General features: G+C 56.6%; 23 protein-coding genes, 2 pseudogenes and 1 riboswitch. Of the genes and pseudogenes, 13 read left to right on the plus strand and 12 right to left on the minus strand.

Annotation, left to right across the window (positions count from 1 at the left end; translation table 11 throughout):
- The first annotated feature begins 153 nt into the window (after positions 1 to 153).
- From V0Z78_RS17900 to V0Z78_RS17910, 3 genes are all read left to right on the plus strand, one after another.
- Positions 154 to 1,008, plus strand: coding sequence for a helix-turn-helix transcriptional regulator (locus V0Z78_RS17900; protein ID WP_336346042.1), 855 nt, complete (start codon positions 154 to 156; stop codon positions 1,006 to 1,008).
- A 248-nt stretch (positions 1,009 to 1,256) separates the two neighbouring features.
- Entirely contained in the window at positions 1,257 to 1,664 is a 408-nt protein-coding gene (locus tag V0Z78_RS17905) for a nuclear transport factor 2 family protein (RefSeq protein WP_336346043.1), read from the plus strand.
- Positions 1,665 to 2,580: 916 nt separating this feature from the next.
- Entirely contained in the window at positions 2,581 to 3,408 is an 828-nt protein-coding gene (locus V0Z78_RS17910) for a class I SAM-dependent methyltransferase (protein WP_336346044.1), read from the plus strand.
- 289 nt (positions 3,409 to 3,697) lie between these two features.
- Here V0Z78_RS17910 and V0Z78_RS17915 read toward each other — a convergent pair whose 3' ends face one another.
- Positions 3,698 to 4,189 carry a creatininase family protein gene (locus V0Z78_RS17915; protein WP_336346045.1) on the minus strand — a complete coding sequence of 164 codons (492 nt, stop codon included), beginning with the start codon at positions 4,187 to 4,189 and terminating at the stop codon, positions 3,698 to 3,700.
- A gap of 217 nt (positions 4,190 to 4,406) precedes the next feature.
- Between V0Z78_RS17915 and V0Z78_RS17920 the strand changes: the two genes are divergently transcribed.
- The 4 genes from V0Z78_RS17920 to V0Z78_RS17935 all read left to right on the plus strand — a co-directional run bounded on the left by V0Z78_RS17920 (position 4,407) and on the right by V0Z78_RS17935 (position 6,922).
- Positions 4,407 to 5,021 carry a GNAT family N-acetyltransferase gene (locus V0Z78_RS17920; protein WP_336346046.1) on the plus strand — a complete coding sequence of 205 codons (615 nt, stop codon included), beginning with the start codon at positions 4,407 to 4,409 and terminating at the stop codon, positions 5,019 to 5,021.
- Positions 5,022 to 5,158: 137 nt separating this feature from the next.
- A riboswitch (Fluoride riboswitch) is annotated at positions 5,159 to 5,223 on the plus strand.
- A 177-nt stretch (positions 5,224 to 5,400) separates the two neighbouring features.
- Complete coding sequence (locus tag V0Z78_RS17925; RefSeq protein WP_336346047.1) at positions 5,401 to 5,586, plus strand: HVO_0649 family zinc finger protein; 186 nt, start codon at positions 5,401 to 5,403, stop codon at positions 5,584 to 5,586.
- 473 nt (positions 5,587 to 6,059) lie between these two features.
- A complete protein-coding gene (locus V0Z78_RS17930) occupies positions 6,060 to 6,368 on the plus strand; it encodes an amphi-Trp domain-containing protein (RefSeq protein ID WP_336346048.1) in 309 nt (102 codons plus the stop codon).
- Positions 6,369 to 6,520: 152 nt separating this feature from the next.
- Positions 6,521 to 6,922 carry a hypothetical protein gene (locus V0Z78_RS17935; protein ID WP_336346049.1) on the plus strand — a complete coding sequence of 134 codons (402 nt, stop codon included), beginning with the start codon at positions 6,521 to 6,523 and terminating at the stop codon, positions 6,920 to 6,922.
- Between the two features lie 442 nt (positions 6,923 to 7,364).
- Here the strand turns inward: V0Z78_RS17935 and V0Z78_RS17940 are convergent, their stop codons facing one another.
- Entirely contained in the window at positions 7,365 to 7,520 is a 156-nt protein-coding gene (locus V0Z78_RS17940) for a hypothetical protein (protein WP_336346050.1), read from the minus strand.
- Between the two features lie 1,233 nt (positions 7,521 to 8,753).
- Positions 8,754 to 9,911 (minus strand): LVIVD repeat-containing protein, encoded by a 1,158-nt coding sequence (locus tag V0Z78_RS17945; RefSeq protein WP_336346051.1) that lies wholly within the window; start codon positions 9,909 to 9,911, stop codon positions 8,754 to 8,756.
- Positions 9,912 to 10,949: 1,038 nt separating this feature from the next.
- On the opposite strand from V0Z78_RS17945, the gene V0Z78_RS17950 reads away from it, so the two are divergent.
- Both V0Z78_RS17950 and V0Z78_RS17955 read left to right on the plus strand, forming a co-directional pair.
- On the plus strand, positions 10,950 to 11,327 hold the full coding sequence (locus V0Z78_RS17950; RefSeq protein WP_336346052.1) for a winged helix-turn-helix domain-containing protein: 378 nt from the start codon (positions 10,950 to 10,952) through the stop codon (positions 11,325 to 11,327).
- Entirely contained in the window at positions 11,328 to 11,708 is a 381-nt protein-coding gene (locus V0Z78_RS17955) for a PIN domain-containing protein (RefSeq protein ID WP_336346053.1), read from the plus strand. It abuts the gene before it with no gap.
- Between the two features lie 373 nt (positions 11,709 to 12,081).
- Here the strand turns inward: V0Z78_RS17955 and V0Z78_RS17960 are convergent, their stop codons facing one another.
- Together V0Z78_RS17960 and V0Z78_RS19120 are read right to left on the minus strand one after the other, a co-directional pair.
- A complete protein-coding gene (locus V0Z78_RS17960) occupies positions 12,082 to 12,459 on the minus strand; it encodes a thermonuclease family protein (RefSeq protein WP_336346054.1) in 378 nt (125 codons plus the stop codon).
- A gap of 966 nt (positions 12,460 to 13,425) precedes the next feature.
- Positions 13,426 to 13,742: pseudogene (locus V0Z78_RS19120) on the minus strand (hypothetical protein); the annotation flags it as partial.
- Between the two features lie 123 nt (positions 13,743 to 13,865).
- Here V0Z78_RS19120 and V0Z78_RS17965 point away from each other — a divergent pair.
- Positions 13,866 to 14,984, plus strand: a complete 1,119-nt coding sequence (locus V0Z78_RS17965; RefSeq protein ID WP_336346055.1) for an SPFH domain-containing protein — start codon at positions 13,866 to 13,868, stop codon at positions 14,982 to 14,984.
- Between the two features lie 440 nt (positions 14,985 to 15,424).
- On the plus strand, positions 15,425 to 15,832 hold the full coding sequence (locus V0Z78_RS17970; RefSeq protein ID WP_336346056.1) for a hypothetical protein: 408 nt from the start codon (positions 15,425 to 15,427) through the stop codon (positions 15,830 to 15,832).
- A gap of 1,137 nt (positions 15,833 to 16,969) precedes the next feature.
- On the opposite strand, the gene V0Z78_RS17975 is transcribed toward V0Z78_RS17970, so the two are convergent.
- Entirely contained in the window at positions 16,970 to 17,698 is a 729-nt protein-coding gene (locus tag V0Z78_RS17975) for a DUF7282 domain-containing protein (RefSeq protein ID WP_336346057.1), read from the minus strand.
- Positions 17,699 to 18,218: 520 nt separating this feature from the next.
- Here V0Z78_RS17975 and V0Z78_RS17980 point away from each other — a divergent pair.
- Together V0Z78_RS17980 and V0Z78_RS17985 are read left to right on the plus strand one after the other, a co-directional pair.
- A complete protein-coding gene (locus V0Z78_RS17980) occupies positions 18,219 to 18,398 on the plus strand; it encodes a hypothetical protein (RefSeq protein ID WP_336346058.1) in 180 nt (59 codons plus the stop codon).
- Positions 18,399 to 18,478: 80 nt separating this feature from the next.
- A complete protein-coding gene (locus V0Z78_RS17985; RefSeq protein WP_336346059.1) occupies positions 18,479 to 18,973 on the plus strand; it encodes a cupin domain-containing protein in 495 nt (164 codons plus the stop codon).
- 28 nt (positions 18,974 to 19,001) lie between these two features.
- Here the strand turns inward: V0Z78_RS17985 and V0Z78_RS17990 are convergent.
- The 6 genes and pseudogenes from V0Z78_RS17990 to V0Z78_RS18010 form a co-directional block, all read right to left on the minus strand.
- Positions 19,002 to 19,245: pseudogene (locus V0Z78_RS17990) on the minus strand (NAD(P)-dependent alcohol dehydrogenase); the annotation flags it as partial.
- A gap of 164 nt (positions 19,246 to 19,409) precedes the next feature.
- The gene (locus V0Z78_RS17995) at positions 19,410 to 21,293 is read right to left on the minus strand and encodes a polysaccharide deacetylase family protein (RefSeq protein WP_336346060.1); all 1,884 of its coding nucleotides are present in this window, start codon (positions 21,291 to 21,293) and stop codon (positions 19,410 to 19,412) included.
- A gap of 115 nt (positions 21,294 to 21,408) precedes the next feature.
- A complete protein-coding gene (locus tag V0Z78_RS19125; RefSeq protein ID WP_409338757.1) occupies positions 21,409 to 21,816 on the minus strand; it encodes a metal-dependent transcriptional regulator in 408 nt (135 codons plus the stop codon).
- Positions 21,817 to 21,911: 95 nt separating this feature from the next.
- A complete protein-coding gene (locus V0Z78_RS18000) occupies positions 21,912 to 22,922 on the minus strand; it encodes a metal ABC transporter permease (protein ID WP_336346061.1) in 1,011 nt (336 codons plus the stop codon).
- The gene (locus tag V0Z78_RS18005) at positions 22,919 to 23,722 is read right to left on the minus strand and encodes a metal ABC transporter ATP-binding protein (RefSeq protein ID WP_409338762.1); all 804 of its coding nucleotides are present in this window, start codon (positions 23,720 to 23,722) and stop codon (positions 22,919 to 22,921) included. The genes V0Z78_RS18000 and V0Z78_RS18005 overlap by 4 nt, the downstream gene beginning before the upstream one ends.
- The gene (locus V0Z78_RS18010) at positions 23,704 to 24,780 is read right to left on the minus strand and encodes a metal ABC transporter substrate-binding protein (RefSeq protein WP_336346063.1); all 1,077 of its coding nucleotides are present in this window, start codon (positions 24,778 to 24,780) and stop codon (positions 23,704 to 23,706) included. Before V0Z78_RS18010 ends, V0Z78_RS18005 begins: the two co-directional genes overlap by 19 nt.
- Between the last annotated feature and the right edge of the window lie 527 nt (positions 24,781 to 25,307).

Raw genomic sequence — 25,307 nt, forward strand, 5'->3', positions numbered from 1 at the left:
CGAGTGACGGTTGGACTCGCTCAGTCGTCCCGAACTGCTGGGCTCCGCTTGACACCATCGTCCGTCGACTCGGAGCCGGTAGATGGCGAATCGAAACCGGAGGACCGATCGGACGGTACGAAGGTATATATCGACTGCATGTGAACCAATACCATGGCCGAGCCCTTAGAAGAGGTCAACTTTCTCGCAGACTCGGCCCACCGAAGCGTCATCCTCGCCGCGTTACACGAAGGACCCTACAGTCGAGCCGAGTTGGGCACGATCACGGGTGCCTCGTCGGCGACACTCAGTCGCATTCTGCGTGCGTTCGAGAGACGGGAATGGATCGTTCGAACCGACCACCGATACGAGCTGACGCCTATCGGAACGTTCGTCGCAATCGGATTCGACGACCTGCTGCATCGAATGGAAATCGAATGGCAGCTGCGAGGCATCTGGGGGAGGATCCCGACCGAACTGCTGGAGTTCGATCTCGAGTGGGTCATGGACGCCACCGTCACGCCATCGAGCCGAGACGATCCGCTCGCACCGATGGATCGAGCGGCCGAGATAGAGCGCGACGCCGCTCGCTCGCGGATTCTCACGCATGCACTACCCGATCCGTGTCTCAGCGCTCATCGTCACGGAACCACGACTGGCACACACCGGTTGGAAGCCGTGGTCACTCAGGACGTTGTCCGGACGGTAGCCGGGACTCCACACGCCTCGTGGGTTGGTAGCGTCCTTCCGTGCGATCAACTCGAGATGTTCGTCACCGATGCCGACGTTCCGCACGTGATCGGGATCAACGACGACACCGTCTACTTCGGAGTCGACGACGAAAAAGGGGCCCCGCTTGCACTAATCGAAACGAGCGACGAAACGGTCTTCACGTGGGCAGAGTGGACCTTTGAAACGTATCGGCGCGAAGCGGTAGCCCTCACACCGGAGATGTTCTCGCGTCTGTATGAGGCGGACGATTCGGACGATCAGTCGTCCTTGAGTTCCAAGCTGGTAGTCAAGAAATGATAGGATGCAGTCATTCGAATCTTTTTGTAGAGATATTTCAGGATAACATAGCGGGGGCCATAGAAGAGTTCTCACACCGTGATCACCGTACTTCCTAGATTATCTCCTCGTTCGTAGTTGGTGATTGCGACGATGAGGCGAAGAGAGTATTCAGCAGAACGTGATATACTGGTAGTCTCTTGTCCGAGTTGGTACGTATCTCGCCATCTATATCATCTCTGAGAATGTAATGGTAGTACGTTATAATTATGTCGGTCACGACACCTACAGAAAATAGGGAAACCGTCAAGGGACTCTACGAGTCGTTCGCCGAGGGCGATATCGAGGCCATACGAGACATCATGGATCCCGATGTAGAGTTACACGAACCAAAGGGGATTGCTGGCGGAGGAACGCACCATGGATTCGACGAGATCGTTGAGAACGTCTTTTCCAGGTTAGGAACTGAGTGGGTGGATGTTTCGGTCATCCCAGAGCGATACGTCGCAGACGGTGATACCGTCGTTGTACTCCACACTTGGAGTGGTACGTATAACAAGACAGGAAAGTCAGTGGAATACCCGAACGCACACAGCTTCGAGTTCGAGGACGGGAAGATCGTTCAGTGGACGTCATACGCTGACACTGCGTTGTTCAACGCTGCGCTCGAAGAGTAGCCTCTGTACGAGACTCCTGACTGCAATGGAGCCTCCCTTTATTATGAGAACTACGGAAAGGGACAACCGCTCTGTTTCTCCACGGGGCGTGAGTGGGGCTCAGATTCCTCGAGCCGCAGCTGACGGGTCTCTCTGATGAGTATCGGGCAGTGGCTTTTGATTACAGAAGCCACGGTCGGTCGGAGAAAACAGAGCACGGTCACACTGTCCGTCAATATGCCCGTGGTATACACGAATTTCTCGACCACCGTGATCTGGACGATGTTGCCCTGTCAGGGTGGTCGAGAATGCGGCTGTCACGTGGGAACACGTCGATCAGTTCGGCAGGGAACGGGTACATGCACTAGGAAATGTAGACAGTGAACCACCGCCGTTCCAGCAGGAGGACTACGAATTCGGACGAACGGAAGAAACTCAGCAGTACCTTCGTCGATATCCAGACTGACCATCTGGGTCTTATCGAACGGGAGAACGAATTACTACTCAAAGACTCGCCGACACGGGAACTCAAAACGATGATGTTCGACGAGCCATCGCACACTCCGCCCCCGATCAAGAGCGCGATCTACGCCGATATCTTGCGTGAGCCGCCAGAGGTTTGCCCGACATTGATGTCCCGATGTTAGTGTGCGCCGGGGCGGACGAAAAATAGCGGAGCGTCGAATCCGTCGAGCGGATAGTGGAACTCGTCCCAGACAGCAGATTCGAACTGTTCGAAGAAAGCGGCTACTGTCTCACCATCGAGGAACCCGAGTGATTCAATCAGGTCCTCTTCGATATCGTGGATTGTTTAGAGCGCGGTCCGTAATCAGCGGGAGTAGGTACCTCTCCGTGATCTCCTCAGATGCTCTCTCTTCAAGTATGATCATGGTTATCAAGGATCATTACTATCTCCTACGGGCGCGTAGCTACTAGGATGACCACTCAGCAACAACAAACACAGGACGCCTGGGATACGATCGCGGCGGGTTATGACGAGTTCGTTACCCCGACACACAGACCCGTTTCGAAAGCGGCCCTGGACACCGCGGGTCTTCACCAGGGAATGCGGTTTTTGGACGTCGCGGCAGGCACCGGCGCCCTTAGCCTTCCTGCGGCGCGGCTCGGCGCAGACGTGGTTGCGACTGATATCTCTCCCGCTATGGTCGAGCGCCTTGAAGCACGCGCAAAAGAGGAGGGAGTCTCCACCATCGAAGCACGGGTTATGGACGGTCATGCGCTCGATCTCGAGGACGACACCTTCGATGTCTCCGGCTCGCAATATGGAGTTATGCTGTTTCCAGACCTTCCCCGGGCGCTGGGGGAGATGGTACGCGTCACGAAGCCTGGAGGCCGCATCTTCATTGTCGTGTTTGGTAACCCGAAAGAAGTGGAGTTCCTCGGCTTCTTCATGCGAGCCATGTATGCGGTCAGCCCCGATTTCGAAGGACTTCCATTGGATCCCACGCCGCTCCCATTTCAGGTGTCTGATCCCCGAAAGCTCCGCCAGCGGCTCCAGGAGGCTGGACTTGAGGAGATACACGTAGAGACGGTCACTGAGGAGCTGGAGTTCGACTCTGGGGACCAACTCTGGGACTGGGTGATGAACAGCAACCCCATTGCTGGGGCGCTGGTAGTCGACACCACCGAGGAGCAACGGATCGCTGCCCGGAAGGTGTTGGACAGGATGCTCAATGAACGCGCTGGGGGGAGTGGTTCAGCCGTCCTTACCCAGCCGGTGCACATCGGTATCGGAACGAAGTAGAGGGATACTCGCCCTATTCAGCACACCGATCTCAAGAGAAGACTGGAATTAGTATTGAGGGGGAACTGCCAGCAGTTCGTCGTCGTTCTGCTCGTTTGGTGTGACTCAACGTCTTCAGGTCCACCTATCGATTCGAATGCTTGAATCCCGTCATTGCTCTAAGTGGGTTACTTGTCAACGTGACTGTCTTCCATTGTGTCTCGACGCCTCGCAAACATGGACGGCTGGTCACCCACGCTATTCGATATCTACACACAGGAAATAAATTCGGACGCGTGATGCGGTGTAGCTACCACTGCTCCTGTGCGCGATCCGGACGCTGGCGCTGGTAGAGGTCCTCCCGGACATCTTGGAACGTGTTGATGAGTTCGGCAACGGCGTGCGTGATCGTATCGAAGTAGTCTTCGCCGAGCTCCGCGGTTGCGTCACTCGGATCACCCCAGACCCCCGTCTCACTGACCCGGTAGTACGCACCTTTTCCAATGAGGAGATGATCGAGTAGCGCTGCAGAGTTCTCGATATCCATTGGCATATCGGGATCGTCAAAGGACGTGCTTTCGAGGTCGACAAGGCCCTCGTCAATGGCCATCACTGCAGCGGTTTCTCCAATGTTCGCGTGCCAGCCAGCATCAAAGGAGAGGTACTCCTCTATGTCCTCACCGCTCAGCGCATCCCAGTACGGGAATGCATAGACGTAATTCTCATCGGGCAGGTCGTGGGTAGCCTGGTTGGCACCGACTTTCGCTGCCCAGTCATTGGTGAGATGGCCGGAAATGAACACGATAGCGATGAGCGTCCATATCCGGTAAATGTATTATCAAACATAGAAACCTCGGCCGATGAAAGAAGTAACGTACCGAAGACAACGTGTGTATTCAGTATTATCCCATTCTGAGGTACTATAGTAGGATTATAAGAGAGGTACATATTAGGTTCTATAGTTATGCTACTCGATGGCGTATAGAGTAACGTGGCTTTAATGAAGTCATGTGAATATAATGTCGCTTCAACAAGTCTCTAGGGCTTCAGAACCTACTAGGGTGAAAACGGCAACGAGAGTTGATGAGCAACGCGGTATTGATACCATTGTTTTAGCATTTAGTTCGGATCCAGTTATCCGATGGATCTACTCCACCCCACACGACTATCTGCACCACTTTCCTGAGTTCGTCAGGATCTATGCGGGCAAGGCGTTTGACCATGGTACCGCCGATTATACGGAGGATTTCGCAGCAGCGGCGCTCTGGCTTCCGCCAGGAGTGCAGCCGGACGAAGACGAGTTGATCGAGCTGATCCAGAACACCGTCCCAGAAGAGCGCCAAGAGCACCTGTTCTCAGTAGTCGAACAGATCGAGAGCTATCATCCTACCGAACCATACTGGTACTTACCGTTCATTGGCGCAGATCCCACCCACCAGCGGAAGGGCTCTGGATCAGCATTGATGAGACATGCACTCGCCAGATGTGATCAAGAGGGGGCCCTCGCGTATCTTGAATCAAGCAACCCGGAGAACATCTCACTCTATGCACGGCATGGATTTGAGATCCTTGGCATGATACAGGTAGGCACGATGCCACCGATCATCCCGATGCTGCGGAAACCCCAGATGTAAATATCTCACGGGTATCCTGTCGAGACTTCCTTCTCTTCCGATGATTGCTACCCCTGTTGGCGTCTAAACCCTCAATGAGATACAATATGTCGCACTGAAAGCGGTCGGGTCTTCCATAGCAGACACCCACTCTATGGGTCCGTTCGGGTGATGAAATCCACCTGTTCCAACCGCCGACTCGGCTGATGACTCCTACACCGATCTCACCATGGCCCGGACGCCCTACTTGAATCGTTCTCTACTCCTATGAACGATATGGGAACGGCGTTCTACTACTTCCTTACAGCTCTTCGTCGTGTAATCAATTGTAATCGCTCCGCTGCCGTCGTTCTCAGAAATCAGCTCAACTCTTATTTGGACATAGTACTAAGAGTGGTATATGGTAACACCTTTCGAGCGGATCAAACGACGCTACGAAACCACTGAGAAGAAATGTCCGACGTGTGGGTACGTCGATGAGGATAGCAACTGGACAAGTCAGACAAACGGTCGACAGATCGTCTATCATCACACCTGCCCGAGTTGTGATACCAGCCGTGAACACACCTTCAACTTCACCAAATAACTGTCTCATCGACGGAGTAAGGTCTTGTACATCCAGACGTAGTGAAACAGACAGTGAATCCGGCCAGTCAGAAAATCGGTTCGTAATCGAGGCAATCAAACCACGCGCTAGACTGAAGCAGTTCATGGGAACTTAGATGAAGACAACGAACGAGTCGGCCGTTCCCTTATAGGGCAGAGAGTACGGCCGGCAGATCGTAGAGATGGACATCGTTTCGGGACTCGACTACCTGTTTGAGATCATCGGTGTCCCCAGAGCGGCTAAAGAAGACGTACTGGGTTGGGCGTTCGCTGGTTCATCCACTCCGGGTATCAGAGAGACGACTTAGAGTGCCCAGAAGTCGTCTGCGTTCTTGGGAGATAGCACAACATAGCTCACGGAATCTTTAATAGTTTACAATCCATATTTTATCGTACTCTACCCTACTTGCTGTCGAGGTATAGAGTTGGAAAACCATCATGCGGGATATTATCATGGAACAAGAGAAGAGTCGCTCGGAGCTTGCTGCGTTCCTGCACGACTTCGCGAACGAATTAGAGTACGGAGATCGAGTCACATTACTCGTTGGCAATGAGAGTATGACGCTAAATCCGCCCGAGACGATCCACTTCAAATTGGATAGCGGTATGGATACGTCATGGATCGGGACCGGAGAAGGCCAGAGTCTCCGGTTTGAGTTCGGCTGGCAGTTAGTCGACGAACCCGAAAACGACGAACTCAGTGTCGTCAAATCGGATCATCTCGAACCAAAGCAGCGACTCGAATCGGACCCAACAGCTTGAATCGTCATCGATAGTCAGCTGATCAGATACTCTCTGCTGCAGAAGGACAACACTGTCAGAGTCCTCCTCTAGTATCATAGGATTGTTAGTGCTGAGTACCGACGGGACCGCGGGGCAACCGACGACGGGAACAAGACCCAGGAGGCCAAACAGTGAACGGCATGCAGTCCAAATCTCCATACTTCGACCCCGGCGATCTCGTCACCGATCGCGAGAACGATACCGAGGACGAGAACGATGACCCCCGGATGCTCGTCGTTGATGTGACCGACGACCACGCTGACGACGTTGAAGTCTCCCAAACAGGGTCAACGGTCGCCGACTATAATCCGACGTACCCAGCGGACGATCCGGTCATCAGTATCGTGTTCGTCGAGAACGAGCACGAACTCGGCCTCTGGCAAAAGGACGCGGACCTGAAGGCTGGTAGAAACCCGGATACGCCGTTCGGCGAGCTGATCGCCGACGCCGTCCCCGATGACCGGAGACGCTACTCCTACCCCCAATCACGACTGAGAGAAGCGGAATATCACGCGAAGGATGACGAGGAGTGAGCGTCGTCTCTACGTCAATCCCAACCACGGGTATCAGACCGAGGTCCTCGCCCGACCATCAGAGTGTCCGAACCCGGCAGCGAGGACATCGAGGTAATCGAACTCTCCCAGGCTGATAGTGAGCGCGCCCGCACGGATGAAGTCGGCCCCCCACGAAACGTTGGTGTCTGTCTTCCGGGAAGGAACCGACGTCGGCGAACGATACGACGGCTTCCAGGGCGTTCGGTCCGACGACGACGGCGATACATACGACTAGCTTGCCCACGGCACGCCTATCTCAAATCTCAACGAGCGCGGAGAATTGAGACTCTCAGGAGAGACCGATGGAAGCGGCGATGCGTGACTACTCCGCTCGGTCGGGACGTGTTTAGGGGTCCCAGAGCTTCGCGATCGCCTCCCGATCGGGCACGAGATCGCGAAACTCGGAGAGCGGTTCCCGCGATCACGGCAGTGGCGATTCATTCTCGATCCAAGGCTCGTACAGCGCCTCGAGGTCGATCACGCCCTTACTCGCGAGCCGGGAGAGCACGATCTCGCGCTCGAAATCGGAGAGTGATGAGGAACCACCTCGCTCGAGCTTCTCGAGCACGTCCTCCATGGTAACGGTGGCATGCGTTTAGTGGATGAGCATCCTCCAGCCCAGTGCCAGAGAGGGTGGAAAGGTGGGGGAGCAAATCGGATCCCTAGCAATGAGCAGTAAAACTCATTTGATTGTCATACTTTGCGGTTCATATTTGAATCGTGTTATACGATCCGATACCCGCTATGCGCTAAGCGATCGTGGGCGTCTGCTCTCTGACCTCGTCAACCATGCTGGGGGATTTTGCTAGTTGATCCCTTCAGCCCGAAAAGGAGCTATTTCAGAGGTGCTCCTACGCCGTCCATCTGGGCACTACACGTCCTTGGGGCAATCGGCCGGGGGGGAGGGGGGAAGCCAATTCCCTTAGCCCAGATAACGGCGTGTCTATAGACACCTCTGCACTTTAATTAAGCAGATTGCATGGAGAAGCTTGGTGTTTATTACTCTTTATAGAGAGTTTCGGTCTAGGGTCAGTAACTTCGGTACCGGTTCGCAAGTTCGGTGATCATCAGCTCCTGGTGAGAGAGATATTTATACTGTTATAGCCGTCTCTGGCAGCAATATCGTACTTCTGTGACAGAGGCCAGCGCACGCCGTGATACGTCTCCGCAGCTCACAGCGAAGACGTGTCTTCTGCGGTGTCGGTGGGTTCGTGAGGCAAGGTAACCTCGCCACTCACCACTAACTGTTCAACCAGAGCTTCGACTTCTGGGAGCGGCACTAAAGGAGTCACGTTCCGAATTTGATCGTGATCGGAATCCGGCATAGTCGTAGCTGTTGATCGCAACGACTCTATCCACCCATTGGCCATCTCAGACCAACTCTCATAGCGATACGCAACTGGATCAATCGCGAGGTTGATCTCAACTGTCGCTGGAACGACATCTAGACTCCTCTCATCAGTATCGGCGCGGGGGCTGTCATCCCGGTCAGACGGTGCGACTCGCGAGTGTGGCGGTTCCTGTTCTATCAACACAGCTTGCCATACCTCATTATAATATATTAACTTTTCCTACGGTCTGGATATTCATCGCTGGTGAAATTCGCCTAGTGAAGTAGCCTCGGCGTTGATCGACACTGTACCAGATGACTAGCTAACACTGCCAAAATCAGCTATAGGCTAACACAAAAAACACGATACTTGCCTTTACTCTGTCCGTTGGGTGCAGACTGTTCTGGTTAGAGGATGAACATTCCGTTAGCCTCGTTCGACCTTGGTGCCATTCCGATTGGGTACAGTGCACGGACGGGTCAGCTGTACCGTTCGAGGATCTCCTCTAAGTCGTAGTGTGAACCTGGGCCGCCCGCGTTCTTGCCGCGGGCGGGCCGCGCATCGACTGAGAACGTGTACGCGCCGGTGATGGTGTCGCTCGAGAAAGCGAACTCCCGCTCCTCGTTCCACACCGTCGACCAGTTGTAGGGGGCAGTCCCTGGTGAGTGTCGCGTGTCGCCCCGCTCCAGCTCGAGGTCGGTTGCGAAGCGTTCGGTCGGCACAGGGTTCTCTGGGTCAGTAATGTTCGCAACCCAGGTTCCCTGCGAGTAGCCGCCGTCGATCATTAGCGTCTCGCTTCCGTCCTGGAGGACGTCGTGGAAGTGCGTCGTCCAGACACCCGGGAATTGCTCCCTGGCGTCAGGCGAGAAGAACGAGCTGATCGGCTGTGGGTCCTCGAGAGAGCCCTCGTCCCATCCGATGTCGAAGATGTGCTTGGCACCCGGCAGGGAGCCAAACAGCTCGTCGCCGACGACCGCTAAGTCCCGATCGGGGTCGTGGATCGCGTGATGGCAGTCCTCGAAGCCCGCCTCGAGGAGTCCGTAGTTGGGCGCGTCGTTGTAGTCGAACCGGCCGAGCTCGGTGGGGTTCAGCGGATCGTCCGAGATGTCGAGGATGGCATATCCCTCGAACTCCCCGGCGATGTACGCACAGTGGAGGACTTGGCGTTCGGCGTCGACCTCGACAGCGTGGACGTAGCCGTTGGGGCCAGCCAAGTCGTGGCGCACGGGGTTATGGGGATCGCTGACGTCAATGGGGATGACGCCCGGCTCGTCGCCCTCTTCGTCGATGATATAAACGATCGGTTTCTCGGGGTGTTCGCCCAGCGCGTGGACGCCCGAGTTCGGCGTCTCGACCGTGGCAAGTACCTCGGGATCCTCCGGGGTTCCCTCCTCCCAACCGAAGTCGACGACCGAGATGCCCAGGGTCTCGGCGTCCTCTGTGTCCGGTTCGTGGCTGATGTAGTACAGCCCGTCCCGAATACCGTCGAACCGCATATGGTTCGACCGCTGGTTCTCCACGGGCCACTCGAGCTCGTGGGCGACTTCGGGGTTCTCGAGATCCGACAGGTCGTAGATCGTCGCGACGACGTTGCTGTCGCTCCCGCTCGTGCCGGTGCTGCTGGGGAAGCTGCTCACGCCGCCCCACATGCCGTCAGGACTGGTGGTACCGAACGTGTAGCGGGGCTTCTCGCCCTCGGGCAGCCTATGCCCGATTAGGTCGATGCGGCCGCGTGTCCGCGCGTTTGCCTGGTCCGACGTATTCGGACCACGTCCAGCCGCCGTCGTAGTTCCGACCGCAACGGTTGTCAGTCCGGCAAGTCCGATCCGTTTCATGAACGTCCGGCGTCGTGTGTTATTCATGTTGTCTCACTCGGTCTCGTGTTGATTGAGACCGATCATCTCTATTATAATGTTAAATAGCACGTAATACTATCGCCAAATTTCGATGATATGATTAATGATACTATGAGTATATAATTGATGGCAAGCGACACCGACGCGGAGCTTAGAGATTACGAACGTCGATGGCCAAATAGACGTGGCAATGGAAGTGAAGGAAACGGGATCCCAGTACGAACTCTCAGATCCATCACGTGAGAAATTGGGGGTGGGGCAGTGTTTACTAAGGATCGAATCGATCTCGCCAGCACCCACCCCACACCCTCTGGGGCCTCTCTGTCGCTTCCGTTCAGCGTCCGCAGCTGTTCTGTTGTCGCGCTCGCCCCTCCGGATCGAGAAACGAACGCTCATCGAGTAGGTAACCGCCGAGGATGGGGTTCACGTAGTCGACGAGCCCCGCACCTGAGTCCGTCGCGCCCGCCGTCGTCAATGGACTGTGTACGAGGGCGGGTCGTTGCTCATAGGTCGATTACACCCGTAGACTCGCCACCACTGAAGTCGGCTGGCTCACTCCGCGCGGGCATCTCATCGATCTCGTCGTCCTCGACGGCCGGATTCGCGGCTTCGTGTCCGCCGGGGTAGCATGGCCAGCAACCGAGGCCATCGTCGTCGAGCGCTGACGAGCGATCACAGCCCCAAAGAGCCGTCTTTCTCATTCGTTCCTTAGAAGGCAGTAACTATAAACATGCCGATTAGGCCACTATACGGTGCTTCATCGGGGTTCCTGCCGTAAAAGGCAGTAGACATTTACCTCCGTCTCCCATCATAGATCGTATGAGCGGACACTCAACACCCGGCCGGAAACCACGTGTCACTGACGAGGAGCTACTCGCCGTGTTTCAGCGAACCGATGATCCAGTGCTTTCGACCGCAGAGATCGCCGACGAACTGCCGATCAAACGTCGTGCGACCCTTACGCGCCTCCAGCGGCTCGCCGATAACGGCGTCCTCAGTCGTAAACAGACCGGTGGACGGAATACGGTATGGTGGCCCACTACCGGGTCCGAGAAGATTACAGGGGGCTCGGCAGAGCCACTACTCGAGCTGGTCGGGCTCGTCTCTGACGAGAGTGCGCAGCGGGTCAAAGAGCGCTCGCGGGAGTTCCGCGACGAGTTCGACGATCGGATGGACCGGCGACGAAAGGAAGAGTAGATGCTCCTCGATTCTACGTTCCTAATCGATCTACTCGACCGCAGTGACGCCGCCGAGAGCCAGCTCCGCAATTTGATCGTAACTGAGATACCTGTCTCAGTATCACCGCTCTCAGTTCATGAGGCGGGGCTTGGCCTTCAAGAGGGGGAGCGCGAGCGTTTTGAAGAGATTCTCATGTCGATGATTATCCTTCCGCTCGGCCTTGCCGAGTCTCGACGAGCGCTTTCCATTCAGCGCACGCTCTACGATCAAGGCGAACCGATCGGCGCAGTCGATGCGTTGATCGCGGCGACGGCTGCCGAAAGTGCGGACCCTCGAGTGCTCACGCGCAACGTTAGCGAATTCAGCCGTGTTGTCGGAATCGATATTATTTCTTATTGAGGCGAATCAACCGCTGGAGTAACGAGGCCTATCTAGGAAAGAAGGGACGGGGCCAACCTTCACGATGTGGGGCGTAGGAGTAATCAGTGGCTCTCGAACCACTCCATTCTTCCAAGCGAGATCTCGTACACGTGGGATATCGTAAGTTGCAATTCCAACGAAAGTGAGCCGGGTGCCGTAATCGCATCCACGTCCGCCTCATCTACGAACTAGTAGTGGTGATCGAAGTGTGGCATTGACCAGATACCGACTGGCGAGTGCCCCTCTGGATTCCAGTTGATGCCAGCGAACGTGTAGTTCAGTCCTGAAAGAAGCAACAATGCTACCGAATTAGCAAAGTGGAGGAGTTAATTGCTCTGTGTAGAAATCGAGTTTACGAGCGAACCGTATCACCGAATTCTTCGACGAGATCCTCATTGAGACTCGCTCCATCAGTGCGACGGTTGATGTCAGCAAGCCACCGTCCGTACTTCCCTCGTTCGTCGTCTTTCTGTGTTTCGACGAAAAATGGCCACTCTTCATCTGCCCCTTGAGCAACCCACTCCTCAACAAATTCTTTGTGCTGCTGTCCAGCAGCGTACTCTTCACTCTCCTTGCTTGTTCCAAAGATTTCTGCAGTATCGATATTTCGTAGTCGAACCCGGGCTTCATCGCCTGTGAGTATCACACCGAACCCAAGATCAATACTGAGATCGAGGGTATCGCCATCAACAACCCGTTCGACATCAGCGCGATATTGCCACAGTTCCATACTTATATGTGTAGATGTGAATGAATAATATTACCGAAATAGATACTGATTGCCAAGAGGGTTCTTGAGATCAGTAGACACTCTAAAGAATGAAGTACGCCCACGATTCTGATGGAATCGCCGTCGAAGGTCTCGACCTCTCGGAGAACGTGAGCGGTTAAAGCGAGAGCAACGCAAGCTCTCATGGAAGCAACATCGTTCGACGAATTACCACAGCATACTGCTCTTATTCATCCGATGTGGCGTCAGGATTCGGCGTCCTGAAGCCACTTCGGTAGCAGGGCCAACAGGGGAGATCATCAAACGACGGAAGACAATCACAATCCGTTGGGCGACGATCTGTTTGCTGTTCATATCGTAGTACCTGCTCAAGCGGCGTTCGCTCGGACGGTAGCTCGTTCGAGCTCATGAACTCACTCCTAAATAGAACCGTCGGCAGGAGCGACAGAGTGGGGATGATTCACCAAACGCCCGAACAAACTGCACATCCTTACGACTAAAGCAGTTGGGAGTACGACAGATCCTGTGGTCGTGATCGCGTGTCTGTTCTCTGGATGATGTTGATTTTGCGTTCGTGCTCATCTCTGATTAGTGGCAAACCGCTCGTGTCGCCCAGCGACAGCAACCAACGTCCGTTCGTCTCCCGTTGTGTGCTAGACAGCGGAGCACCGTTCGCTCGCTCTTTCGCGCATGTCACGTCTGGCCCTGCGTGAACAGTGAATTTCTCTACTTCCTCTTCGAATCTCTGTCCACAGACTGACCCGTTCAGTTGCTCTGAGGGGTGATCTGGCGCTGGTAGTGAAGGACATGGAGCGTGTGACAGGCTCCACCTGACTAACGGTCCCCTATCGACAAAAGCACGCGCCAACCGTGGTGAAAGTGGAGCACAAATGGACTACCAGACGATCTCGCAGAACGGCTCTGGAAGCGACTGCTATCGCCGTTTCGGCCGTAACGAGGTAGAGATCAGACCCCGTGACAGCAGGAATCAGCAAGCAGTGAGCGTGTCCACTGAACGTAGCTGTTCACGTTCCAACTCCGGGCGTCATCGATCGTATCGAGAAGCGTACGTGCATCCAGAGACGATAGCTGACCAGTACGAACGAATACGCAGAGGAGCGTCAGCGTCGTTACAAGACGTGTATCAGCGAGTGAGGCGTGAATAAGACCGAGCCGATTGAACTCATCACATAAAAAGAGTGCAGCCCCAGTATCGCGAAGGGAATCTAATCTCTTTCATTCGTGAGTGTTCCAGCAGCGTTCTCACCGTCATCAAGGGGGAAAATCCACCACAAGCTCGACCGACTGGACCGTCAGTTACATCACAGTCAGCCTGAGCACGACCAGTAGTACCCGATCTGGCGACCGAGCGAACCCTTTTCGCAGCGACCCCCTAAACGTAGGATATGATCCCCCTCGTACCGCTGCAGGCGGCACTCTCGTTCACGGTCGTCGCGCTGTTGCTGTTGGTCCTCGCGATCGTCACCGTCTGGCAGATGGTGGAAATCGTCGACGCGACCGAGAAGCGCGCGCTGACGGTCTTTGGCGAGTACCGCAAACTGCTCGAGCCGGGGATCCACTTCATCCCCCCATTCGTTTCGGCGACCCACCGCTTCGACATGCGGACCCAGACCCTCGACGTGCCGAGCCAGGAGGCAATTACGATCGACAACTCGCCGGTGACCGCAGACGCCGTCGTTTACATCCGGGTGATGGACGCGAAGAAGGCGTTTCTGGAGGTCGACGACTACAAGCGGGCCGTCTCGAACCTCGCCCAGACCACACTACGGGCCGTCATTGGAGGGATGGAACTCGACGACACGCTTAGTCGACGCGAACAGATCAACGCACGAATTCGCGAGGAACTCGACGAACCTACCGACGAGTGGGGCATCCGCGTTGAGTCCGTCGAGGTCCGCGAGGTCACACCATCCCGGGGTGTAAAGGGTGCCATGGAGCAACAGACCTCCGCGGAGCGCAGGCGGCGGGCGATGATCCTCGAGGCGCAGGGTGAACGCCGGTCGGCCGTCGAGAAGGCAGAGGGCGATAAGCAGTCGAACATCATCCGTGCTCAGGGTGAAAAGCAGAGCCAGATCCTCGAAGCGCAGGGAGATGCAGTCTCGACCGTATTGAGAGCGAAATCCGCCGAGTCAATGGGCGAGCGGGCAATCATCGAGAAAGGCATGGAGACCCTCGAATCGATCGGCCAGGGCGAGTCGACCACGTTCGTTCTGCCCCAGGAGCTCACATCGCTGGTCGGGCGCTACGGCACGCACCTTACCGGTAGTGACACCAAACTCACCGAGGACCAGCTCGACAGCCGCGACTTCGACGAGGAAACCCGCGAACTGCTTGGACTCGACGACATCGCCGAAATGATCGCTGGGATCGAGGAGGAGGCACAACCGGATCTCGAGGCAATGGAACGGGAGGCAGACGCGATCAAGCAGGGCAGAGATGGCGACTCCGAATCCGATGACGACATCGAGGTGTCGAAAGCCGAAGCCGAATACGAGACGGAGTAGTGTTGAGCGAGCACCAGCGAGCGGTGTGTGCAAAATCTGTTGTGCCCTCTATTCGGTAGGGTCTGACCACGCTACCGAGTTGTTGCCAGAAACGGCGTACATGATACAGGACGCGTATGCAGCGCTCTCCGAAAGGCAACTGACGAAGGAGAACAATTGGTCAGGATAGGGCACGCAGGTAACAGCCCGAACCCGATTTCCCGATAGGTGTCCGAAGACCTCCGCATGAAAAACGAGAAGGCCGGCCCGAGAACTGCCGACTGGTTCCGTGAATGGCTTCATAGAGATCGCTATTGCACAGATTAGCGCGATCCTCGGTAGTGATTTGGCCTTGCTGATCGGGTCAAACTTCTCCTGAGAAGTTGTCGTTAATCTTACAACCAACATACTTAGGCAGAAGGGGGATGGTTGCACATGATCTATCATAGAATGAGAATCCAATGGCCTCACTCCTCCAACTGCGAGCGCAAGAGCCAGATCCGATCGCTACCGCCCTCCATCGCGTCGAACCGAACGATCTCATTGAACTCGGAACCAGTGTCGAACCGTTCACCCGTCCGGAGACGTTCATCGTTCAGGATGTCGCCACGAGCGAGCGGTCACAGACCGCCGCTAGCGACGATTCGGAGTCGGTTTCGACCCCCGCGAGCGTAACCTACCGAGCCAAGCAAATCTCGCTGTCCGGACCTCACGATGACCAGTACATCATTGATCTCAGCGATAATGCGCCACTAACGCCCCAGTACCCCCCCGAACTCGTCGCTCAGCCCGACACATCGTCGAACGGACGTACCGCGCGGCCAGCGACGAACTACGGTCCGATCGAGTTTCTCGTTCTCGACACCTGAGGCGTTATCTCGGACGCGAGCTATTGCATTGGTTACCCATCCAGCATTACGACGTTCCGCGTTCGTGCAGGACGGCGACTTCAGCCGCCGGGAGTGGCGTTCGATAGATCCGCACGTCGTCAATATTGCCGTTCCAGTAGTTCTTCGTCTCGTGGAAATGGTCCCCGAGTCACCGCCGATCCGAGATCGCTACTGGTGAACGTGTGGACTGGTGTTCCGCCCTACCGTATAGAACGTCCAGTTCGTGACCGACCGTGATCGGGCGGATCTCGATTCCAGTGGCCGTCTGGGACATCTGCAGCCGGAATTTAGTATCGCCGACTGCGGGCGGAACGAGCGTGAGAACGGAGGTTCCGAGGACGGCCGCCAGAATGACCGAGTAGGAGACGATTAGTAATATTACGTCAGAGAGCGTCCCGCTGCCGGCGGACGAGCCGTCGACGTAGCTCGGCGGACAGTGACGATGAGCGTGTAACTTGAAGCACGACAGGAGGAACCTTATTTAATAGATCCCCAGTCGATCGGGTGGGTGCTGTTACAGAAGGTGCGGAATCACTACGACTCGCTGGCGTAGATTCTATACACGTTCGTGCAAGGTGTCGAGATCTGCCCCGAGGCTTCGTTTCGTTGGTATGCACGGACGTGTATAGATCAGTTATTCTCGCGGTAAGGTACCGTGTAGTCAGGGTGGCTCTACAGGTGTAGGACTCGTGCGGACTGGTTGACGGGTTAACCCTCCTGATGGGTGTGCCCGACCCGCCTCTGTTGTCACCGTCAGTGCCGGGCAGGGTCCCTTGCCCGTCTGGGCAGTATTATTATGCAATAGTATTGTTAGCAAATATGAATTTGCCTGATGAGTCTTTATGAAATATCAGTATGAATGCCAACCCCGATGTCTGTCCAGGATGTGAAACAGCGCTAGGTCGTTATAAACGGGCCAAAGAAGGTGCTATAGTCCAGTTTTTCCGGTAACGTTACCACCACTACTACCGATTAGCCTTTCAGAGGTCCCCTCCCCTTCTTCAGGGAAATCACCTGCACTCATGGCCGGCGTCCATATCGTTACACGAGCAATAGAAGCAAGGATAGAGCGGACATATGCGGATCCAAGTGATCTGTAGTTAGAGAACGACTATCTCAGCGTGAGAGTTCGAACTCCTCTCCGTGTTTTTTGAGCGGGACGACCGCCGCGATGTCGGTCGGGCGGTCGGGTCCGGGCGGGGCGAACAAGCCGTCAGTCGGCTCGCCGACCCCGGGACCGTAGGCGGGGTCCTCGTTCTCTTCGTCGAAGAAGTCCCAATCCTCGTTCTCGTTGCTGTCGATGTGGGGCAACGAGACCAACACGGCCGGCTCCGGCAGCCGATCCACGTCATCCGGGACCGCATTGAGCTCCTCGTCCTGGAAGATCGGGACCTTGAGGTTCTGGTGAAGGCCCGGTTCGAGGTACTCCGAGTAGCCGATGATCGTATCGGCGGCGTTCTGCGGACTTCCGTCCTCCGGATTAATGAAGCCCACGTCCGCGATCCCCTCCTCAGGGCGCGCGAGGTGAATCGACATGAATCCGCCCTCCTCGGTGGTGATGTTGACCTCGTCAACGACGACGTATGTGCCGTCGGTGACCTGATCCGAGAATCGGCTGAATGAATGGTCGGAGACAGATCTCCTCCCGTGGTCGTGCTTCTTCTTTGTGTCCTCTGGGTGAGCGCTGGCGTTGCCGGTTATCGCGAGCGCTGCACCGACGCCGCCGATTGCCTGTAGGATGCGTCGACGGGACGGAACAGCGTTCGATACAAGGGTTGTCTTGTCTGACGATTCGTCTTCAGTTCCATCTGAGTTGTCTGCGATTTCTATCATCGCAGTTACCATATCATACGGAGGTGTTATGATACTAACTCATTTTTGTCAGTTGTATTATCATCATCTAAATAACAATTATTCTATAATTAAGATCCTTAGCTGTAGTTAGAGGCTCCATTCACCCTCAATGACGTACTCAGAGCGCTTATTCTCCCGTTGGGCCATCTGAAACGCGATTGAGTGGCGAAACATGTGCGATAAGATATCGTCCGAATTGCCACATCCAGCACCGGCGATGCAGGGGTGGACATCCGCGGTTTCGGTGGCTTTTTGGCCAATCGTCGCACGGAAGTCCTGAGAGTGTCAGTTTCCTGAATCCAAAACACAGATAGTAACCACGAATGAAGTGAGACGATAGGGGAGGAGCGAAACGGCAGCATTGCTGACGCCTTGTGCTGCATTGAGTTACCGATATCCTTCCGAATTGGGAGACCCCTCCACGCTATCCATCAGCAGAATGCCTGCTTTCCGCGCGACGGCAGGGCGGTGGGCAAGAGACGATGATGAATTCGTAATCAATCTAGCTGACATGATCGACGACATATGTCGGAATCATGAAATTGAGAAGGGAATATGCCGCGTTCGATGGGTGGAACGGCTCGAAACCGACGGTGACTCCTGCGAACTGATCGGACTTGAGGTGAACCCCTGGATCCCGGAGGATCGGCCGAAAAAGATCACCGAATGCCTGGTAGAAGTCCTGACATAAGTGATACCGTCACCGGCACCTCTGCGGGCCGATCCCGTATTCTCGTCTTACTTTATGTGTCGGACTCCGTTAGGGAGCGTATGGAGAAGGTTCGTATCGACGATGTTGACAACAGCCTGCAGCCGGCGGCCGTAATGCGGCACCTCACGGAACCGCTCGGTCTCACGGACTTCGCGATCAATTATTACGAACTCGAACCAGGGGACAGCTTCGCGTTCGCCTATCACAGCCACGACGTGCAGGAAGAAGTGTTCTACGTCCAGTCGGGGACGGCGACGTTCGAGACCGAGGACGGTCCGGTGACGGTCGAAGCGGGCGAGGTGATCCGCTTCGACCGCGGCGAGTTTCAGCGTGGCTGGAACCGAAGCGACGAACTAATCCAGGCCGTAGCATTCGGTGCACCGCTGGAGTACGGGGAACAACGCAAACTGCGACACTGTCCGAACTGCGAAACCGAGACCGACACGTGGCTGGAACGAACCGACGACGAGACAGCGGTCGTCGCCTACTGCAAGCGGTGTGGCGCGGAGACCGGGAGATGGTTCGAGGGGTCGATGGAGGGGGAGGTCCCGTAGGGACGGTCGGGTCCCCGGCCGGCGACAGCTACGGTCTGATGACCGCCCGTCCGTCGACTTCACCGTGTTCGAGTTTTTCAGCGACCGTGTTGACGTCTCGAGTTCGTACTAGGACGTGTACAGGTCGACGTCACCCTGCTCAACCAGCGCGATGAGTTCCTGGAGTTCCGCGAAGCGGCCGACGATATTCCCACGAAGGAGAACTCACCGTTGACCAGGGCCTGTGCGGGTTCGTGGACGTGTCCGCCATAGCCGAGGGTGTGGTGATCACCTCGTCACCTGGAGATACTCCATGAGGAGTCCGCCGTCACTGACGGTTCGCTGGAGGTGCTCGATGAATGCAGCCTCGTCGATATCATCTCGTTCTCGTTTCGTCTCGGACCGGGGTGCCGGAGCGGGATCGTGCCTCTCCCAGGGGTCAATCGAAAACCCCTGTTCAGGCCGACTCGAGTTCGAGCGACCAGTTGCCGTCGGCTTCGACGGTGAGCCAGACGACGCCGCCGGCGCTGTACGATCGCGAGCTGTCGAACGCGCCGTCCGTCACAATGAGTGATTCTCTGTGGCCGTCAGCACCGTGGCCGTCGACGCGGAACTCCTCGTTGCCGTCGTGAGTCGCGGTGAGTCTGACGTCACTCTCGGTCCACAGAGGCCCGACGAACGAGGTGCCGTTACCACTGGCTTCGACCGGGAGGTCCTCGAGATCGTCGCTATGGACTTCCGGCTGGCTGAGATCGATCGACCAGTCGTCGGCGTCGATGCTGAGCCGATAGGTTCCCTCGTCGACGATGACAATCGATTCGCCGCTCCCGTTGGCGCTGGTATCGACCAGCACGTCGTGGCTCACGTCGCCGTCGACCGGCTCCACCTCGACCACGAACTCCCCGTCGCCATCGTGTGAGAACTCGGCGACGAGCACCCCTTCGAGCAGTTCGAACTCGTCGGACTCGCCGCTTTGGGACCCTTCGAGCGTGTACGACTCACCTTCCTCGAAGATGGTGCCGTCCGGTCGCTCGGCCGGTTCGTTGCCGGTAGCCGATCCGTCGCCCAGCCCGTCGACAAGATCGGAGGGCGTGATCACGTCGAGTCCCCGGTGCTCGATGTGATCGAGCAGGTGCTCGAAGTCCTCGAGGGACATCTCACTGTTCTCCGGATCCGTCTCGACGATCGGTGGGATGCGCAGGACGGTGAGCTGGCTGTACTGATCGGCGAGATTAATATGTCGCCGCACGCCCGAGTGAAGGGCGGGTCCCCAGACGACCGGGATAGTGTGCAGACCGGTTGGCGGCGCCCCGACCGGACCGCTGCCGAACATGAACCCGGTCTCGTGGATGTCGCGGACGATCTCGACGGTCGCCTGGTCCATCCGCCGCCACTCGGGAGCGAAGAAGTGCCGCGCGCCGTCCTCGAAGCCCTGATCAACGAGGGACTTGCGGACGACATCGATGACCTGCCGGCGCTTTCCTTCGTCGATCTCGAGGAGGTCTCTATTTCCACCCGGCGAGGAACAGACGTCCCAGCCGCGATCGCTGAGTTCGCGCAGTTCCTCCATGTCCATTCGGCCGGTAGTGCCGACGTGTTCGGGAACGACCGGAACCGTGCCGGCCCAGCCGCGTTCCTCGAGCATCGGCGCGGCGATCTCGTAATGGGAGTCATAGCCCTCGTAAAACGCGAGGATCGCCTTCCCGTTGTCGGCGGTTTCGGTCCTTCGTAGGTCGTCGACGACCATCCGGATGGGCTCGTCGTCTGGATCGTCGGCGATAATGTTTATCTGCGTCACTTCGGAGATGTCCGGTTCGTCTCTGGGCTTGTCGTTGTATCCACAATCGAGGCGGAACCAGCCATCGTACGTATCAAGAACTGGCCGAACAGTGTGAAGGCGTCTGTCGTTGTTTGGGGCGATGAACTCGATGACGATCCGGGGGACCGCCTCGGCTTTGACCGCCATCGAAGCCTGCCAGCCGTCGAGATCGAGCGGCTCGGAAAACTGTCGGCCGATCGCAGCCTGACCGTCCTCGCTTTCGAGGACCGCCGCCTGCGAGCCGGTTCGTGCCTCCTCCGAGGAGCCCTCGACCGACCCGTTGATCGTCTCCCAGCTATCGAGGTCGTCGAAGTCGTCGATAACCTCACCTGAATCGATCGCGGGCCACAGCACCTCATCTCCGTTCTCGTCCGGTTCCTCGTCTGATTCCTCGTCTTCGTTCTCGTCCGACCCCCCGTCGCTGTCTGTGTCGCCGTTTCCGGTACTCGAGTTGCTTCCCTCGTCGTCCTCCTCGAGACAACCCGCGATAATTGCTGACGCCGCCCCAACTGTCGCTAGCATTCGCCGGCGGGTCGTGTAACGATCCATCACCGATCTCTTGTCGATAGGGTCCTTCATAACGGAGTCCGTATGCGCTTTAGGTATGGTCGTCGTTCGTATTCTAACCTTATCGTTTTTATTCCGAAGGAAAAAGGAGAGCTGGCATATTGAGTTTCTGTTCGATCTCTCGACAGAAGTGAGGACTGAGATGATGTTCGAGGATGCCGGCTTCGGTGTCACCCTCACTGATCGTGTGATCAAACCACGCAGAGAGCATCGTCTCGACCAGCCGGTGTCTGCGGAATACCCCTAGCGCGAGTTCCTTTCCTTCGGTCGTGAGTCGAACTGGGCGATACCGTTCTCGTTCGATTAGTCGACGGTCTGAGAGCGTTTCGAGCATACTCGAAACCGTTGCTCGAGTGACTCCGAGACGTCTGGCGATGGCCGAGTTAGATACCCGGCCATCGGTTTCCTGTTCGAGTCGGTAGAGATGGCGGAGATAATCCTCCATTTTCGGCGTCAACGCTGCTGTGGGCTTCATCATATTCGAGTATTCAGGATCAGGTGAGGTCGTCTCGATGTATCGCTCGGCGACATTTCAAATTAGTATCTCTGCGCTTGCCGTCGTGTGGCCATCTCTTAGTCTCCCTTCGAGTCGGTCTGTTCGACGTCGATACTGCCCATTTCGAGGGTTGACTCTGCGCCTATGGCAGTCTGGAGCTTTCCGAGTATGACCGCGATGATGTATATCGCGACTGCAATGAGAACGATCACACCTCCAGCAGTCGCTTCACCGTAGTACGAGACTCCCGTCCCCAAGATGACGGCCAGTTCCGCGAGGACGACCGACACGAGTAGCGATTCGTTGAAGCTCCGGGAGACTTGTGTTGCACCGGCAACGGGCACGACGAGCATGGCTGCGACGAGGATAACGCCCATGATTTGCATCGCGCCGACGACGACCATTGCCGTCATCATCACCATAATGCGGTTGTACCAGCTCACTGAAAGGCCAGAGACCGCCGCTGCGGTCTCGTCGAAAGTGACGTACAGCAACTGGTTGCGGGTGAGTCCGACGACTCCGATGACGACGGCGAACAACACCAGTAGTATCGCGGCACTCTCGGCGGAGACCGTCGAGAGGTTGCCAAAGAGGAACTGATTGACGCCAACCGCGAGCCCGCCTGCATTGATGCTGATCAGGGTCGTCCCCAATGCGAACCCAGTCGAGAGGACGATCGCCATCGAGACGTCATTGTAAGCGTCCGTTGCCTCCGAGATGAGTTCAATGAACAGGGCAGCGATCATCGCAACGACGACCGCCGTCAGGTAGGGGGAGACGCCGAGATCGAGGACGGCGTTGAGGAACAACCCAACGGCTACGCCGGCGAACCCGGTGTGGGCCAGTGCATCCCCGATGAGCGCCAGTTGGCGGTGGACGAGGAAGGTGCCAATGAGCGGGGCCATCACGCCGATGCACAGCCCTACCAGGATCGCTCGGTGCATGAACCCGTACTGGAGCAGTTCCAAACCGGTCATACCCGCGAGCCAGGACATGAAGCCCGACCAGAGTTGCAGAAACCAATACAACGGGGCGAGAACAGCGTCTAGTGGCCCCGCTTGGAGCGGAAGGAGGACTGCTCCACTCATGAGCCATCTCCTAAGAAATTCGCTGCGGTGCCGAATGCGCGAGCCAAGGCGTCGCTCTCGACGAATTCCGAAGTCGGTCCGTCGAAGTATATCTCACGGTTGAGACAGATGACGCGTTCAGCGTGTTCAGTGACGGCGCTCAGGTCGTGTTCGATGAGGAGGATCGTGATTCCATCCTCGTTCAACGAATCCAGCAGACCGTAGAATGCCTCGACGGATTCGATATCGACACCGACGGTCGGTTCGTCGAGCACGAGCAGGTCGGCCTCGCTGGCGAGCGCGCGGGCGATGAACGCCCGCTGGCGCTGGCCGCCCGACAACTGTGTGACGCGACGATCGGCGAACGCCCCCATGCCGACCGTATGGAGCGCCCGGTCGACGATGTCCCAATCCTCGCTGGAGAGACGACCGAACCCGACGTGCGGGAATCGGCCCATCTTGACGACTTCGCGGACGGTGATCGGCATTTCCTTGGACGCACTCGCGTGCTGGGCGACGTACCCGATGCGCGAGCCATCGTCGAACTGATGAGACGGTTCGCCGAACAGTTCGGCGACCCCATCGTCCGGTCGGAGCAACCCTAACATCAGCATCATCAGCGTCGATTTCCCTGACCCGTTCGGCCCCACGACCGCAGCGTACTCGCCCGGGTCGATCCGAAGCGAGACATCCTCGACGACCGGTGTCGTCGTGTATCCGAAGTCAACGCCCGTCAGATTGATGATCGAATCGTCGCTGATCGCTGATTCGGCAGTCTCAGAGGTACTGGTATGCTGAGAGCTCATTCGAAGTTGCTCCATTCTTCGGCCCAGCCGTCGGGGCCGGCTTCTTCGGGCTGTTTGTTGCCGAGGACGACCTCGAACGTGGGCATGTTGATGTTGTAGGCTATCTCTTCGTAGCCCCAGTTGTTCTCGACCCAATCATCGCGGACGCCCGCATACGGGGTTACCGGGAAGTACGCCTCCACTTGAGTTTCGGCAAGCAGTTGCTTTGCTGGTTTCCGCGCCTCGAAGACGCCGTTAGCGATGTAGTTGATGTCGTTCTCCTCGATAACCTCCTTCGCCTCCTTGATGTCCGACGGTTTGACGTCGCCACTCGCTGCAAGATTCGTGACGAGGGGACGCATCGTGGCGTCGTAGCGAACGCCGATGTACTGGAAGGCGTTGTGGGCCGCGAGTTGGACGACGTCACGTTCTGCTGCGTCGAAGATGGCCTGATAGTCCTGGCCGATTCGTTCGAGCGTTTCGGTCTTGTAGGTCTCGGCGTTGTCTCGTAGCGTACTCTCCTGATCGGGCGCGAGTTCGACGAGTCCCTCGGTGATGTTGTCGACTGACGTCTTCGCACGCTGTGGGTCGAGCCAGAAGTGTGGGTCTTTCCCCTGTTGCTCGCCAACACCCTCCTCTTCTGGATCGAGAGTCGCCGCAAGATCGACCAACTCGACGCCTTCACGGGCGTTGATCAGCTGGGTGTCGACGTTGTCGTCTTTAAGGGTCTGAATCGCGCGGTCAGCCCACGGCTGAAAGCCTGGGCCGACGTGGACGAACGCATCGGCCTCGATGATATCTTTCGAGACGCTGGCATTAGGCTCCCAACCGTGACCATGCAACCCGGTGGGGACGAGGTTCTTCACCTGAACGGGTGTCCCATCGACGATATTGCGTGCGAAGTCATAGAAGCTGAAAAAGGACGCGACTGCGACGGTCTCGCCGTCACCAGATGCACCGTCGTTGCTTTCGGCTTCCCTGCTGCTACTGTTCATGCAACCGGCGAGCCCCGTGGCAAGAGCCCCTGCACCGGCAGTAATGGCTTTCCTCCGCGAAAAACGTTGCTGCAACCAAGACTGGTTCGTATCGTCCATCTCGACTAGCGAGTATGGGACTAAGAAGATAATGGTTTCGACCTAACTTTATAATTAGACTAGTCTAATACGCGAGATAGTGTTCGTGGTAGTGAATGAAGAGATGGGCCCGTTCACAGCGATGCCAGTACTACGGAAATCGATCACAGTAGCGTCATCAACATCATATCATCCGAGTGCAGGAGGTGGACTATCGAATATCTGGCCGACCAGCCACCGGACAGTACAGGTACTGTATTAGACCTGGCCGAGTTTGTCGCCGCTCGCGAAAAGGACTGTACAGTCGGGGAACTCGACTCAAAACCGTGTGAGCGGGTATATCTCTGACCGATTGTTTCTCCAGAGAGCAAGCAGCCGATCACGAATCTCGGCATCGTACAGGCCTGCCTTTTTCCCCACGACGATATACTGCCGTGTGATCGACGTATTCCTCTGGCGCTAGAAAATCACGATGGAGCAGGTAGAACTGGATTGAACGCTCGACCACTGAGACTGGTGTGAACTCTCTCCGCTCGTATGCCAGGCGA

The organism is Halalkalicoccus sp. CG83, from assembly GCF_037081715.1.
GTDB lineage: Archaea > Halobacteriota > Halobacteria > Halobacteriales > Halalkalicoccaceae > Halalkalicoccus > Halalkalicoccus ordinarius.

Coding starts and splice junctions, on each gene's coding strand:
- V0Z78_RS17900 (WP_336346042.1), top strand. CDS start 154: ATGGCCGAGCCCTTAGAAGAGGTCAACTTTCTCGCAGACTCGGCCCAC.
- V0Z78_RS17905 (WP_336346043.1), top strand. CDS start 1,257: ATGTCGGTCACGACACCTACAGAAAATAGGGAAACCGTCAAGGGACTC.
- V0Z78_RS17910 (WP_336346044.1), top strand. CDS start 2,581: ATGACCACTCAGCAACAACAAACACAGGACGCCTGGGATACGATCGCG.
- V0Z78_RS17920 (WP_336346046.1), top strand. CDS start 4,407: ATGTCGCTTCAACAAGTCTCTAGGGCTTCAGAACCTACTAGGGTGAAA.
- V0Z78_RS17925 (WP_336346047.1), top strand. CDS start 5,401: ATGGTAACACCTTTCGAGCGGATCAAACGACGCTACGAAACCACTGAG.
- V0Z78_RS17930 (WP_336346048.1), top strand. CDS start 6,060: ATGGAACAAGAGAAGAGTCGCTCGGAGCTTGCTGCGTTCCTGCACGAC.
- V0Z78_RS17940 (WP_336346050.1), bottom strand. CDS start 7,520: ATGGAGGACGTGCTCGAGAAGCTCGAGCGAGGTGGTTCCTCATCACTC.
- V0Z78_RS17950 (WP_336346052.1), top strand. CDS start 10,950: ATGAGCGGACACTCAACACCCGGCCGGAAACCACGTGTCACTGACGAG.
- V0Z78_RS17955 (WP_336346053.1), top strand. CDS start 11,328: ATGCTCCTCGATTCTACGTTCCTAATCGATCTACTCGACCGCAGTGAC.
- V0Z78_RS17960 (WP_336346054.1), bottom strand. CDS start 12,459: ATGGAACTGTGGCAATATCGCGCTGATGTCGAACGGGTTGTTGATGGC.
- V0Z78_RS17965 (WP_336346055.1), top strand. CDS start 13,866: ATGATCCCCCTCGTACCGCTGCAGGCGGCACTCTCGTTCACGGTCGTC.
- V0Z78_RS17970 (WP_336346056.1), top strand. CDS start 15,425: ATGGCCTCACTCCTCCAACTGCGAGCGCAAGAGCCAGATCCGATCGCT.
- V0Z78_RS17975 (WP_336346057.1), bottom strand. CDS start 17,698: ATGGTAACTGCGATGATAGAAATCGCAGACAACTCAGATGGAACTGAA.
- V0Z78_RS17980 (WP_336346058.1), top strand. CDS start 18,219: ATGATCGACGACATATGTCGGAATCATGAAATTGAGAAGGGAATATGC.
- V0Z78_RS17985 (WP_336346059.1), top strand. CDS start 18,479: ATGGAGAAGGTTCGTATCGACGATGTTGACAACAGCCTGCAGCCGGCG.
- V0Z78_RS17995 (WP_336346060.1), bottom strand. CDS start 21,293: ATGCTAGCGACAGTTGGGGCGGCGTCAGCAATTATCGCGGGTTGTCTC.
- V0Z78_RS19125 (WP_409338757.1), bottom strand. CDS start 21,816: ATGATGAAGCCCACAGCAGCGTTGACGCCGAAAATGGAGGATTATCTC.
- V0Z78_RS18000 (WP_336346061.1), bottom strand. CDS start 22,922: ATGAGTGGAGCAGTCCTCCTTCCGCTCCAAGCGGGGCCACTAGACGCT.
- V0Z78_RS18005 (WP_409338762.1), bottom strand. CDS start 23,722: ATGGAGCAACTTCGAATGAGCTCTCAGCATACCAGTACCTCTGAGACT.
- V0Z78_RS18010 (WP_336346063.1), bottom strand. CDS start 24,780: ATGGACGATACGAACCAGTCTTGGTTGCAGCAACGTTTTTCGCGGAGG.